12 protein-coding genes are annotated in these 13,325 nt (G+C 68.9%); 8 read left to right on the top strand and 4 right to left on the bottom strand.

Annotated features, from left to right (window positions below; translation table 11 throughout):
* Positions 1–18: 18 nt before the first annotated feature.
* Positions 19–1,107 carry a porin gene (locus C7H84_RS07875; RefSeq protein ID WP_162999236.1) on the bottom strand — a complete coding sequence of 363 codons (1,089 nt, stop codon included), beginning with the start codon at positions 1,105–1,107 and terminating at the stop codon, positions 19–21.
* A gap of 354 nt (positions 1,108–1,461) precedes the next feature.
* Positions 1,462–2,370 (bottom strand): IclR family transcriptional regulator, encoded by a 909-nt coding sequence (locus C7H84_RS07870; RefSeq protein WP_121858265.1) that lies wholly within the window; start codon positions 2,368–2,370, stop codon positions 1,462–1,464.
* 293 nt (positions 2,371–2,663) lie between these two features.
* Here C7H84_RS07870 and C7H84_RS07860 point away from each other — a divergent pair, with 293 nt between their 5' ends.
* The 8 genes from C7H84_RS07860 (at position 2,664) to C7H84_RS07825 (ending at position 11,047) form a co-directional block, all read left to right on the top strand.
* Positions 2,664–3,746 (top strand): ABC transporter ATP-binding protein, encoded by a 1,083-nt coding sequence (locus tag C7H84_RS07860; protein ID WP_121858264.1) that lies wholly within the window; start codon positions 2,664–2,666, stop codon positions 3,744–3,746.
* Complete coding sequence (locus C7H84_RS07855; protein WP_121858263.1) at positions 3,747–4,742, top strand: ABC transporter permease; 996 nt, start codon at positions 3,747–3,749, stop codon at positions 4,740–4,742.
* Entirely contained in the window at positions 4,739–5,533 is a 795-nt protein-coding gene (locus C7H84_RS07850; protein WP_121858262.1) for an ABC transporter permease, read from the top strand. The genes C7H84_RS07855 and C7H84_RS07850 overlap by 4 nt, the downstream gene beginning before the upstream one ends.
* A 2-nt stretch (positions 5,534–5,535) precedes the next feature.
* On the top strand, positions 5,536–5,880 hold the full coding sequence (locus C7H84_RS07845) for a (2Fe-2S)-binding protein (protein ID WP_121858261.1): 345 nt from the start codon (positions 5,536–5,538) through the stop codon (positions 5,878–5,880).
* Positions 5,877–7,322, top strand: coding sequence for an NAD(P)/FAD-dependent oxidoreductase (locus tag C7H84_RS07840; protein ID WP_121858260.1), 1,446 nt, complete (start codon positions 5,877–5,879; stop codon positions 7,320–7,322). Before C7H84_RS07845 ends, C7H84_RS07840 begins: the two co-directional genes overlap by 4 nt.
* Positions 7,315–8,466, top strand: a complete 1,152-nt coding sequence (locus tag C7H84_RS07835; protein ID WP_121858259.1) for an FAD-binding oxidoreductase — start codon at positions 7,315–7,317, stop codon at positions 8,464–8,466. Before C7H84_RS07840 ends, C7H84_RS07835 begins: the two co-directional genes overlap by 8 nt.
* On the top strand, positions 8,463–9,509 hold the full coding sequence (locus C7H84_RS07830; protein WP_121858258.1) for an ABC transporter substrate-binding protein: 1,047 nt from the start codon (positions 8,463–8,465) through the stop codon (positions 9,507–9,509). The genes C7H84_RS07835 and C7H84_RS07830 overlap by 4 nt, the downstream gene beginning before the upstream one ends.
* A 176-nt stretch (positions 9,510–9,685) precedes the next feature.
* On the top strand, positions 9,686–11,047 hold the full coding sequence (locus C7H84_RS07825) for an MFS transporter (protein ID WP_121858257.1): 1,362 nt from the start codon (positions 9,686–9,688) through the stop codon (positions 11,045–11,047).
* A 26-nt stretch (positions 11,048–11,073) separates the two neighbouring features.
* Here the strand turns inward: C7H84_RS07825 and C7H84_RS07820 are convergent, their stop codons facing one another.
* Both C7H84_RS07820 and C7H84_RS07815 read right to left on the bottom strand, forming a co-directional pair.
* Positions 11,074–12,084 (bottom strand): 3-hydroxybutyryl-CoA dehydrogenase, encoded by a 1,011-nt coding sequence (locus C7H84_RS07820; RefSeq protein ID WP_121858256.1) that lies wholly within the window; start codon positions 12,082–12,084, stop codon positions 11,074–11,076.
* Positions 12,081–13,187: an NAD/NADP-dependent octopine/nopaline dehydrogenase family protein gene (locus tag C7H84_RS07815; protein ID WP_121858255.1), complete on the bottom strand. Its 1,107-nt coding sequence runs from the start codon at positions 13,185–13,187 to the stop codon at positions 12,081–12,083. The genes C7H84_RS07820 and C7H84_RS07815 overlap by 4 nt, the downstream gene beginning before the upstream one ends.
* Positions 13,188–13,325: the final 138 nt, after the last annotated feature.

Raw genomic sequence — 13,325 nt, 5'->3', positions numbered from 1 at the left:
CGCGAGCGCGTCAGGACATCAGAACTTCTGGCGGATGCCGACCACCACCGCCACCTGCGACGTGGTCGACGACGGGCCGTCGGTCCCGTCGATCCACGCATGGCCGACACCGGACGACGCCTTCTGGTAGAAGCCGTTCACGTACACGTCGGTGCGCTTCGACAGCAGGTACTGCACGCCGGCCGACACCTGCTGGTAGTGACCGTCGTCATTGCCGCGCGCGACCTTCGTATAGGTGTAGCCGGCCGCGGCCATCAGCGCCGGCGTGATCAGATAGCGCACGCTGCCTTCGTAGTTGTTGAAGCGCAGCGCGCCGCCCGTCGCCTGGCCGAAATTCGAGCCCGTGTACAACAGGCCGAGCGTCGCCGCACCGATCGCGTAGCTGCCGCCCGCGCCCCAGATCTGCTGGCGCACCGCGTTCGACAGGCCGGCGCCGAACACCGATGCGGAGCCCGGGTAGTAGTTGTCCGACGCGACGGCGCCCGTCGTGCTGACCGCCGGATGGTTCACGCGCGCATAAGCGGCGCCCGCGTTCAGCGGGCCATGCGTGTACGTGATGCCCGCGCTCCACGTGTTGTCGTTCGAGAAACCGGTCGAATTGGAGAACCCGTACATCAGGTTCGCCTGCAGGCCCGCGATCGTCGGCGACACGTACTTGACCGCGTTGTTGGTGCGGAACGTGTTGTTGATGTCGTCGTTGTCGAACGGATGCGTCGAGTACTGCGCGAGGAAGCTGCTCATCTGCAGCGAACCGAGGATGTCCTGCGTCGAGTTGTACTGGCGGCCGAGCGTCACCGCGCCCCAGTTCGCGCCGCTCAGGCCGACCCATGCGGAGCGGCCGAACATGCGGCCGCCCTGCCCGAGCGCGCCGTTCGCGACGTTGAAGCCGTTTTCGAGCCGGAAGTTCGCCTTCAGGCCGCCGCCGAGATCCTCGGTGCCGAGCAGGCCCCAGCGCGGGCCGGATTCGTTGCCGCCCGTGAACTGCCACAGCGCATGGCCCTTCGAATTGTTCGTGTAGGTCACGCCGGCGTCGACGATCCCGTACAGCGTCACCGACGACTGCGCGTGCGCGACGCCGGCGAACATCATCGCAATGGCCGCGCCCATGCACGCGACACCCGTCTTCCTGCCCATCATTCGCATCATCTCTGTCTCCGCTCCAAACCGTCTTGTCGATGTTGTGTTGTGTTTTGTCGATGCTGGCCATACGCGCCGGTCGGCTTGTATAGACAGTGGCTGGATGGTATCCAGCCGCAATCGCATCAAGAAATGAAATGTTCAACTGGGCGGCAGTTGGAAATCGAATGGAGACGAACGAAGCGGAGACAAGCGGGGAAAGTCCGCGCGTGCAAGCCAATGGAAAGCATCGAGGCCGGCCGGACGCGGCGGGTTTTGCTCAGAGGTGAAGGGCGCGCGTAAGCAAGCTGACGAAACGGCGACGGGCGAGGCGTCCAGACGCGTCTATACGGTTTTCCCGGATAGGCCGTGCATCGGCCGCCGCAGCGCGGCGTCGAACGGATTCGTGCGCGGGCCGATTGCGTCGGCCTGGCGCCGCAGCAGTTCGACGACCATCGGCATCCGGTCGTCGCCGAGCCGCGACGCCAGCGTGCCGACGCTCAGCGCGCCGACCGGATAGCCGGTGCGATCGAGGATCGGCACCGCGACGCCGGCCATCCCGTCGAGCACGCCGCTGTTGCGGCCCGCGTAGCCGAGTTGCCGCACGCGTTCGATCTCGGTGCGCAGGTACACCTCGTCGAGCACGCCGTAGCCGCGAATACGCGGCACGTTGAAGCGGATCACTTCCTCCCGCTCCGCTTCGGGCAGGAACGCGAGGATCGCGAGGCTGCCCTGCCCGACGCCGAGCGCGATACGCCCGCCGATGTCGCCGGTAAACGAGCGGATCGGGAACGGACCTTCGCACAGGTCGAGACACACCGCATCGAAACCGCTCTTCACGAGCAGGAAGATCGTCTCGCCGAGGCTCGCGCACAGTCGCAGCAGCGCGGGCCGGCACAACGTGCGCATGCTGCTCGGGTTGCCGGCCAGCGCCGCGAGCGCGAAGAAGTCGACGCTCAGCCGGTACAGCTTCGACTGCTCGTCCTGCTCGACCATCCCTTCGGCGATCAGCGACTGCAGGATCCGGTGCGCGGTGCCCTGCGTAAGGCCGACGGCCTTCGCGAGATGTGTGACGCGCACGCCGTCCTGCTGCATGCCGGCCAGCGCGCGCAGGATCGCAAACGCGCGCTGCAGCATGCCGGTGCCAGGTGCGTCGGGCGTGCCGGCCGCGTCGGCCACCTCGGCAGCCGCGTCCTCGTCCGGGTGCGGCATGCGTGCGGCAGGCGACGTTCCGCGCGAATGGGGATTCTGCATGCCGGCTCTCCTCGATGATTTCGTTCAATGGAATAGATGAGCCACCATTGTCGTCCCGCCGAAAAACGCCAGGCATCCGGGTGTGCACGGGATTGACGCGCGCTTTTCACTACCGGCCGCCCTTCGCTCAACGGAACGATTTTTCCGCGTCTCGCTCATCTATTCCGATCAATGGAATTTTTTTCAAATTCATCTCGTTGAGCAGAATTCGAAATTGACGCTCCGAAATATGGCTGGCTAGAGTCCGCGTCAATGACGCACCGGCCATCCGGTGTGCACACCCGGAGCTTCCCATGTCGTTTCTCACGCTTACGGATCTGACGAAATCGTTCGATGGACTCATCGCCGTCGCGGACGTCAACCTGTCGGTCGAACAGGGCGAATTCGTGTCGCTGCTCGGGCCGTCGGGCTGCGGCAAGACCACGACGCTGCAGATGATTGCCGGTTTCGTCGACGTCACGCGCGGCCGCATCGCGCTCGACGGTCAGGACATCACGCACATGAAGCCGAACCGCCGCGGGCTCGGCATCGTGTTCCAGAGCTATGCGCTGTTTCCGCACATGAGCGTCGCGGAGAACGTCGCCTTCGGCCTCGACATGCGCGGCGTCGACAAGGCCGAGCGCGCCGAGCGCATCCGCGCCGCGCTCGCGCTCGTGCGCCTCGACGCGCTCGCGCATCGTTTTCCGCGCGAACTGTCCGGCGGCCAGCGGCAGCGCGTAGCGATCGCGCGCGCGGTCGTGATCGAGCCGCCGGTGCTGCTGCTCGACGAGCCGATGTCGAACCTCGACGCGAAGCTGCGCGAGGAAATGCAGTTCGAACTGCGCGCGATCCAGCGCAAGATCGGCACGACGACGATCATGGTCACGCACGATCAATCGGAAGCGCTGTCGATCAGCGATCGCGTGGTCGTGATGGAAGCCGGCCGCATCACGCAGATCGATACGCCGTATCGCGCGTACGAGCGCCCGGAGAACCACTTCGTGTCGCAATTCATCGGCAAGGCGAACCTGCTGCCCGGCACGATCGTCGCGCACGACGGCGATGCGATCCGCATCGATCTCGGCCACGATCTCGCGGAAACGGGGCGTACCGCGTATCTGCCGGCGCGCGAGCGCGACGTGCGCGTCGGCGACGCCGTGTCGGTCTGCATCCGTCCCGAGAAGCTGCGGCTGTGCGCGCCCGGCGCGGGCCGCTTCGCCGCGACCGTCACGAGCCGTTTCTTCCTCGGCAGCCAGTGGCTGTACCGCGTCGACAGCGCGCTCGGCGAAGTGCTCGTGTGCTGCCAGAACGAAGGCGCGGAGCCGCTCGCCGAAGGCGCGCCGGTCGGCGTCGACTGGCACAGCGACGCGGTGCGCGTGATGCGCCGGGAGGCTTGAATGGGACAGCCTACCCGTCCGCTCCCGAGCGACGGTACGTCGGTCGGGCTCGCGCAAGCGGCTACGGCCACCACCGCCGCCGCGGCCGATACCGTGTTGCCCCGCGCCGCCCGTAGCACTGCGCTGCGCGCGAGCTGGCGTGCCCATGCGCCGCTGTGGCTGATGTGCGCGCCCGCGTTCGCGCTGTTCGCCGCGCTCGTGCTCGTGCCGCTCGCGATGACGTTCGCGCTCACGTTCTACCGCTACGATCCGGCCACCGGCCCGATCGCCGCGTTCCAGTTCGGCAACTACGCGGAAGTACTCGGCTCGTCGTATTTCCATACGATCTTCGCGCGCACGTTCGGCATCGCCGCGCTGACCACCGCGATCTGCGTCGCGATCGGCACGCCGGAAGCGTATGTGCTGTCGAAGATGCGCGACCCGTGGCGCTCGCTGTTCCTGCTCGTCATCCTCGCGCCGCTGCTCGTGTCGGTCGTCGTGCGCGCGTTCGGCTGGAGCATGCTTCTGAACACGAGCGGGCTCGTGAATCAGGCGCTCGGCCTCGTCGGCCTCGGCCCGTACAAACTCGAATACACGACGTTCGCGATCGTGATCGCCCTCGTGCACGTGATGCTGCCGTTCATGGTGATTCCAGTATGGACGGCATTGCAGCGGCTCGATCCGCAGACGGAACATGCAGCGCTGTCGCTCGGCGCGTCGCCGTTCACGACGCTGCGCCGCATCGTCGTGCCGCAGCTGATGCCCGGTGTGCTGTCCGGCAGCCTGATGGTGTTCGGGCTGTCGGCGAGCGCATTCGCGATTCCCGGCCTGCTCGGCGGACGGCGCCTGAAGGTCGCGGCAACCGCCGTCTACGACGAATTCCTCGGTTCGCTGAACTGGCCGCTCGGCGCGACGATCGCGGTGCTGCTGCTGATCGCGAACCTCGTCGTGATGCTCACTTACTACCGCGTGCTCGAACGCCGCTACGCGCGCAGCCTCGGAGGCGCTTCCCGATGAGAAAGAACGGCCCCTTCGCGCTCGCGTTCCATACGCTCGTGATCCTGTTCGTGCTCGCACCGCTCGCGATCGTCGTGCTGGTCGCGTTCACGCCCGACGAAACGCTGACGCTGCCCACGCACGGCCTGTCGCTGCGCTGGTTCCGCGCGATCCTCGACTATCCGGACTTCGTCACCGCGTTCGCGAACAGCATGAAGCTCGCGTTCGCATCGGCGACGCTGTCGCTCGCGATCGCCTTGCCGGCCGGGCTCGCGATCGGCCGCGCGACGTTTCCCGGCCGCGCATTCCTGAACGGCCTGCTGCTGTCGCCGCTCGTGATCCCCGGCCTCGTGCTCGGCATCGCGCTCCTGCGCTTCTTCGCGCTGATCGGCGCGACCGGCTCGTTCGGATGGCTCGTGGTCGCGCACATGATCGTCATCACGCCGTTCGTGATGCGGCTCGTGCTCGCGTCCGTCGCGGGTCTCGACCGCAGCGTCGAGCAGGCCGCGTGCTCGCTCGGCGCCGACCCGTGGACGACCTTCCGCCGCATCACGCTGCCGATGATCGTGCCCGGCATCACCGGCGGCTGGCTGCTCGCGTTCATCAACAGCTTCGACGAACTGACGATGTCGATCTTCGTCACGTCGCCGCAGACGGTCACGCTGCCGGTGCGCATGTACATGTACGCGACCGAATCGATCGATCCGATGATGGCGTCGGTGTCGGCGCTCGTCATCTTCATCACTGCCGGCGCGATGCTGCTGCTCGATCGCGTGTACGGCCTGAACCGCATCCTGATCGGCCAACATTGACGATGACTTCCGTTTCCCGTTCAACCGACACCGTGGACGACGGCGCGCAGTTCGTGCGCGTTGCCGAGCGCGAGCGCGATACCGTCGCGTTCACGCTCGACGGCCGCCCCGCGCATGCGCTTTCGGGCGATACCGTACTCACCGCGATTCTCGTCGCGCAGCGCCGCGTGCGCGTGAGCGAATTCAGCCGCCAGCCGCGCGCGGGCTTCTGCCTGATGGGCGCATGCCAGGACTGCTGGGTGCGCACCGAAGCCGGCGCGCGCGTGCGCGCGTGCTCGACGACGATCGCGGAAGGCATGCGGATTCTCACGGCCGCAAGGCCGGCCGTGACCGGAGACGCATCATGAGCGACGCACTGCGACCGGTGATCGTCGGCGCGGGGCCGGCCGGCGTGCGTGCGGCCGAGGCGCTCGTCGACGCGGGGCTGCGCCCCGTCGTGATCGACGAGAACGCGCGCTGGGGCGGGCAGATCTATCGCCAGCCGCCGGCCGGCGGCGCGTTCGCGCGCGGCAAGCGCGCGCTGTACGGCTTCGAGGCCGCGAAGGCCGACGCCGTGCACCGGACGATGGCCGCGCTGCTGCCGCACGTCGACTACAGGCCCAACACGCTCGCATGGGCGTGCGGCGCGGGCCGCGTCGACACGTTGCAGGACGGCCGCGAGACGACCGTGCCGTTCTCCCATCTGATCGTCGCGAGCGGCGCGACCGATCGCATGCTGCCGGTGCCGGGATGGACGCTCGCCGGCGTCTATACGCTCGGCGGCGCGCAGATCGCGCTGAAGGCGCAGGGCTGCGCAATCGGCAGCCGCATCGTGTTCGCCGGTACGGGGCCGCTGCTGTATCTCGTCGCGTATCAGTATGCGAAGGCCGGCGCGCACGTTGCGGCCGTGCTCGATACGAGTCCGTTGCGCCGGCAGGCCGCCGCCGCCCCGGCGCTGCTGCGGATGCCGTCGACCTTCGCGAAAGGGCTGTATTACATCGGCTGGCTGCGCGCGCATGGCGTCGCGATCGAAACCGGCGTCACGCTCGAGCGTGTGCTCGGCGAACGGCATGTCACCGGCCTTGCGTGGCGCGCGGCCGGGAGCGGCGCGCCGCCGCGGACGACCGACTGCGACGCGCTCGGCCTCGGCTTCGGACTGCGTTCCGAAACGCAACTCGCCGATCTCGCCGGGTGCCGGTTCCGTTTCGATCCGCTCAACGGCGCATGGCTGCCGGAACGCGATGCGGCCGGCCGCACGTCGGTGCGCGGCATCTACGTGGCGGGCGACGGCGCCGGCATCGCCGGGGCGGATGCGGCCGAGGCGTCCGGACGCCGCGCGGCGCTCGCGCTGCTCGACGATGCGGACATCGCGATGCCGTCGCCATCGCCGTCGCGGGCCGGCAAGCCCGACGCAGCCGCACTGGAGCGCACGCTCGCTCGGTTCCACGCATTCCGCCTCGGCCTCGAGGCGGCGTTCGCGCCGCCGGCCACGCTCGCCGCGCGCTGCCCGGACGACACGATCGTGTGCCGTTGCGAGGAAATCGACGCGGGCACGCTGCGGCGCTGCATCCGCGGCGGCGAAGCGACCGAACTGAACCGGCTGAAGGCCTTGACGCGCGCGGGCATGGGGCGCTGCCAGGGCCGCATGTGCGGCGACGCGACCGCGCTCGTGCTGGCAGCCGAAACCGGCCGCGCGCTCGCGGATGTCGGCCGGTTGCGCGCGCAACCGCCGGTGAAGCCGTTCCCGATCTCGGCCGCGCTCGCGGGCGACGACGTCGCGGCGATTCCCGACGAGGCGCGCGATGAGTGAGCGCCGTCACTACGATGTCGCAATCGTCGGCGGCGGGCTCGTCGGCGCGTCGGCCGCGCTCTCACTGACGCAACGCGGGTTGCGCGTCGCCCTGTTCGAGCGCCGCGATTGCGGCGCGCAGGCGAGCGGCGTGAACTACGGCGGCGTGCGCTGCCAGGGCCGTCCCGTCGAACAGCTGCCGCTCGCGCTGCGCGCGCGGCGGATCTGGGATCGCCTGCCCGAGCTGATCGGCATCGACGGCGAATTCGTCGTGTCGGGTCATTTGCGGCTCGCACGCAGCGACGCCGATCTCGATGCGCTCGACGCATATGCCGCGCTCGCCGGCGAGCACGGCTTGCCGCTGCAGGTGATGCGCGGCGAAACGTTCCGCCGCCGCTATCCGTGGCTCGGCCGCCCGGCGCTCGGCGGGTCGCTGTGCGCGACCGACGGACATGCGAACCCGCGCATCGTGTCGCCCGCATTCGCGCGGGCGGCCCGTGCGGCTGGTGCCGCCGTGTTCGAGCATACGCCCGTCGACGATGTCCGGCACGACGGCACGCGCTTCCATGTCGATGCAGGCGGCCGCGCGTACACCACGACGTGGCTGATCAATTCGGCCGGCGCCTGGGCGAACACCGTCGCGGAACGCTTCGGCGAAGCCGTGCCGATGGAGCCGATCTACCCGAACATGTGGGTGACCGAACCGCTGCCGCCGTTCATCACGCACAACCTCGGCGTCTATGGCGGCGGCGTATATGCGCGGCAGGTCGCGCGCGGCAACTGCGTGATCGGCGGCGGCCGCGGCTGCGGCGACGGCGAATTCGGCCAGCCGTCGGTCGATACGACACGCGCGGTGATGCGCGATGCGTGCGCGCTGTTGCCGGCGCTGCGAGACGCGCTGCTGATCCGCACCTGGAGCGGCGTCGAAGGCTGCACGCCCGACCACAACCCTGTCATCGGCGCGAGCCGTACCACGCCGAACCTGCTGCATGCGTTCGGTTTTTCCGGCGGCGGTTTCCTGCTCGCACCGGGCGTCGGCGACGTGCTCGCCGATCTCGTCACGACCGGCGAAACCGCCACGCCACTCGATGCATTCTCGATCGGCCGCTTCGCACCGCGAGCCGCGCCGACCGCCCCTTTCCGTCAAGAGGAGACCCACAAATGAAACTGCTCGGAACGATCGCGGCGGCTGCCGCCCTCTGCATCGCAGGCGCCGGCGCGCCCGCGTTCGCGCAAACGAAGACGATCTACGTCGGCATGAACGGCGGCCCGATGGAAAAGGCGTATACGAGTCAGGTGCTGCCCGACTTCGAGAAGGCGAACAACGTGAAGGTCGTCGTCGTGCCCGGCACGTCGTCGGACGTGCTCGCGAAGCTGCTCGCGAACCGCAACAAGCCGCAGATCCACGTCGCGTTCCTCGACGACGGCGTGATGGCGCGCGCGGTCAGCCTCGGCGTGTGCCAGAAGCTCGACGATTCACCGGTGCTGAAGGAGCTGTATCCGTTCGCGCGGATGAAAGACGACGTCGGCGCGGGCGTACAGCTCGGGATGACCGGCATCGCGTACAACAAGAAGCTGTTCGCGGACAAGGGCTGGGCGCCGCCGACGTCGTGGATGGATTTCGCCGATCCGAAATACAAGGGCAAGGTCGTGTTCCAGTCCGCGTCGAGCAGCACGTTCGGGCTGCACGGCTTTCTCGCGATCAACCGGCTGCTCGGCGGCAACGAACAGAACGTCGAGCCCGGCTTCAGCAAGTGGGCGAGCACGGTCGGGCCGAACGTCGTCGAATACATTCCGAACTCGGCGAAGATCTCCGAGATGGTGCAGACCGGCGAAGCCGGCCTGTTCCCGCTGACGCCGACCGGTGTCGGCGACCTGCAGGACAAGGGCATCCCGGTCGCGTATGCGAACCCGAAGGAAGGCCCGGTGCTGCTGCTCGTCGACCTGTGCGTGGTCGCGAACAATCCGGATCCGCAACTCGCGCAGAAGCTCGCGCAGTTCCTGCTGTCCGCGCCCGCGCAGACGAAGGCGGCCGAGGCCGGCAAGCAGATCCCGACCAACCGCCTCGCGAAGATGCCGACGGCGATGCAGCAAAGCGTCGGCAACGTCGACGATCTGGTGCGCAAGGTGACGGTGGTCGACTGGACGGCGATCAATGCACGCCGCGCGCAGTGGGATACGCGCTGGAACCGGCAAATCGAGCGGTAACCGGCGCCCGGCACGCGCGGGCACGGCCGCGCGCGCCGCGACGTCATTTGCGAGAGTGATGACACTCCCCTTTTTCTGCGGATTTGACCGGGGGCACGGTGCCGACAACACTAGCCCGCAGTGCCGCATGCGTTCCAGCGAGACGGCACGCGCCCGCCCCCCCTTCAGAGTCCGCCATGTACCCGACCGACACCGTGCAGTCCCCGAGCGCCGCCCGGCCGCTCGCCGACCGGCAGCTTCGCCGGATCGTCATTGCCTCCGTCGCCGGCAACGCGATGGAGTGGTACGACTTCTTCGTCTACGGCACGGCTGCCGCGCTGGTGTTCGGCCACGTGTTCTTTCCGCCCGGTGCGTCGCCGCTCGCGGGCAGTCTCGCGGCATTCGCCGCGTTCGCGCTCGGCTTCGTCGCGCGGCCGCTCGGCGGGATCGTGTTCGGGCACGTCGGCGACCGCTACGGGCGCAAGGCGTCGCTCGTGTGGACGCTGCTGATCATGGGCGCGTCGACGTTCGCGATCGGCCTGCTCCCGACCTACGCGCAGGTCGGCCTGTGGGCGCCGGCCGCGCTCGTCGCGCTGCGGCTGCTGCAAGGCGTCGCGTCCGGCGGCGAATGGGGCGGCGGCGTGCTGATGATCAGCGAGAACGCGCCGCCCGAGCAGCGCGGCTACTATGCCGCGTGGAGCCAGCTCGGCGTTGGCGGCGGCTTCGTGCTGTCGTCGGCCGCGTTCCTCGCCGCGCAGGCGCTGCCCGACGACGCGTTCCGCACGTGGGGCTGGCGGCTGCCGTTCCTCGCCAGCATCGCGATCTTCGCGATCGGCATCTACATCCGCCGTCACCTGCCGGAAAGCCGCGACTACGAGCAAGCCGGCAAGCGCGGCGCGCACACGCATCTGCCGATCGTCGAGTGCATCCGCCGCCATCCGAAGGAAATCCTGCTCGCGATGGGGCTGCGCGTCGCCGAAAACGGCGGTGCGTACATCTTCCTCGCGTTCTCGCTCGTCTACGGCAAATACGTCGGCATCCCGAACGGCGTGATGCTGACCGGCGTGATGATCGCGATGATCGTCGAGATGGGCGCGATGCTCGCGTGGGGCCGGCTGTCCGACCGGATCGGCCGCAAGCCCGTGTACCTGATCGGCGCGTTGAGCCTCGTCGCGTGCGCGTTTCCGTTCTTCTGGCTGCTCGACACCCGCGTGACGCCGCTCGTCTGGCTCGCGCTGACGGTCGGCACGGCGGTGAGCCACGGTGCGATGATCGGCACGCTGCCCGCGCTGGTCGGCGAACTGTTCAGCACCGAGGTGCGCTATTCGGGCGTCGCGCTCGGCCATGAAGTCGCGTCGATCTTCGCGGGCGGGATGTCGCCGCTGATCGCGACCGCGCTGCTCGCGCGCTATCACGCATCGTGGCCGGTGTCGCTGTTCCTCATCGCGCTCGGCCTCGTGACGGTCGGCACGCTGTGCGTGATGCGCGAGACCCGCACCACGCGTGCCGAATCCGCCGGCGCTGCCGCTGCCGCGGAGACGCGTGGCGACGCGGCATGACCGTGCTGCCGCGCGCCGTGCGACGTTCACGTGGCGCGCTCGCGCCGCGCGCCGTCGAATTCGGGCGCGAGCCCGAGATGGTCGAGCAGCCGCGCGAACTCGCCGAGCCGTTGGCGCATGCAGGCTGGCACATCGACCTGCGCATAGTCGTGGAACCCGGCACCGGTGCGCACCCCGTCGCGCCCGGCCTCCATGTTGCGCACGACACTGTCGGCCGGTGCGAAGCGCGGGCCGATCTCGCCCGCGAGGTAGGTCGACGCGTAGTACAGGATGTCGCACCCGCCCCAGTCGATGAACTCGAGCAACCCGAGCACCGCGAAGCGCGGGCCGAAGCCGGTGCGGACGGCCGTGTCGATGTCCTCCGCGCTCGCGACACCCTCCTCGACCATTCGCGCGGCCTCGTTCATCGCAAGCGCCTGGATCCGCGGCACGATGTAGCCGGGCGCGGGCCCGCAGATCACCGGCTTCTTGCCGACGCGCTCCAGCAACGCGGCCAGCGCCTCGACGACCCGCGGGTCGGTTGCGTCGCTGCGGCTGACCTCGACGAGCGGCATCAGCAGCGCGGGGTTCAACCAGTGCGCATTCAGCATCCGTTCGGGGTGCGCGACATGGCGCTGCAACTCGGTGACGACGAACGTGGACGTCGTCGACGAGATAGTTGCGTGCGCATCGACATGCGCGCCGAGCCAGCGCAGCGCGTCGGCCTTCGCGTCGAGCACTTCGGGCAATGCTTCGAAAACGATGCCGGCGTCACGCACGGCAGCCGCCGCGTCGTCGCGTGCAACCACCGCGATGCGTGCGACGACGGCTTCCGCCTGCGCGGCATCGATGCGGCCCAGCTCGACCTGCGCATGCAACGGCCGCACGAGTTCGTCACGCGTACGCTCTTCGAATGCGCGCCATCCTTGCGCGTCGCGCGGCTTGAAGTCGATCAGCGTCACGTCGAGGCCCGCGAATGCGAACACGAGCGCGATCCCCTGTCCCATGCGGCCCGCACCGAGCACGTGCACGCGTATCACGTCGGCGGCGGCCGTCATGCTCGGTACCCCGCATCGAGCAGCGTGCGCATCGCGTCGCGCGACAACGCGGCAAGGCCGAGCCCGTCGAGCGTGCGTCCTTCCGCATACAGGTCGCGGCCGGTCACCGCCGACGCTACGCTCAACAGCCCCTGCGCAACCGGCGTCGGCACGTTCGTCCAGCGTCCGCACGACACGATGAACGACAGCCCGAGCCGGGTGTCTTCGAGCATGTAGCGATGCGTGCGCAAATCGATCTTCTCGCGCCAGTCGCCGCTGTCGGTCAGCTTGCCGTGCGCGCCGCGCCCATACATCCATTCGTCGCCGTCGGTCGCGTAATGGTCCGCGAGCGGGAAATGCGGCGCGCGGTAGCCGAGCGCTTCGCGCACGGCGATGCGTTCGGCATCGAGCGCGTTGGTCACGCGGCGGATCGACGGTTGCGTGCCTTCGTTGTGGATGTCCCACGCGTCGAAGTGTTCGAGCGGCCCGGCGTTCATCAGGATCAGCGGCGGATGGATCACCGGGCCCGCGTTCATCAGTGCGCCGGACAATGCATCCTCGACCGGCTCGACCGACGGATACCCCGCACGCAGCACGTCGAATGCCCAGTCGGCCGCGTTCGCGGGAAACACACCGGTCGGCAGGCGCGTCGCGTATGCGCTGATCACGACGTCGTTGTCGCCGTGCTTGCGCACGAGGTACGGCAGCGTGCCGGTCTCGGCGTACGCGACGCGCGTATGGTTGCCCGCATCGGCCGCCGCGCGTGCGAACACGACGCTGCCGAACGTGCCGGGCGGCAGAAACACGACCTGGCCGTCTTCGAGCAGCGGCGCGACCTGCGCGGCGAGCGCGTCGTGCGAGACGGCCGGCAGCGGTACCACGACGAGCCGCGCGCCGCGCAAGGCGGCCGCGAGATCGTCGGTCATGCGGATCGCGCCGCGGGCGTCGCAGAGCGGCACCGCGCGCTTGCCGCGGTAGTCGGTCACGTGCAATGCCCCGAGCTCGCGCAGCCGCGCATGCGGTTCACGGTCGCGCCGCCACCACGTCACGTCGTGGCCCTTCTCGAACAGGTCGATCGCCGCCGCATGGCAGCCGTGGCCGCCGCCCAGTACACATACCTTCATCGTTGCCTCCCGTTGAGTGAGTGGTGTCGAGACTACGCGGCGGCACGCAACACGTCGCTTCAAAACGCGCAACGGCACGCCCGTTCGCGCAACGCAATCGCGGCGGCACGCACGGCGCCGCGCCCCATCAACGCATCC

This window comes from Burkholderia sp. Nafp2/4-1b, from assembly GCF_003635165.1.
Lineage (GTDB): Bacteria > Pseudomonadota > Gammaproteobacteria > Burkholderiales > Burkholderiaceae > Burkholderia.
This window is presented reverse-complemented; position numbering and strand designations above follow the sequence as displayed.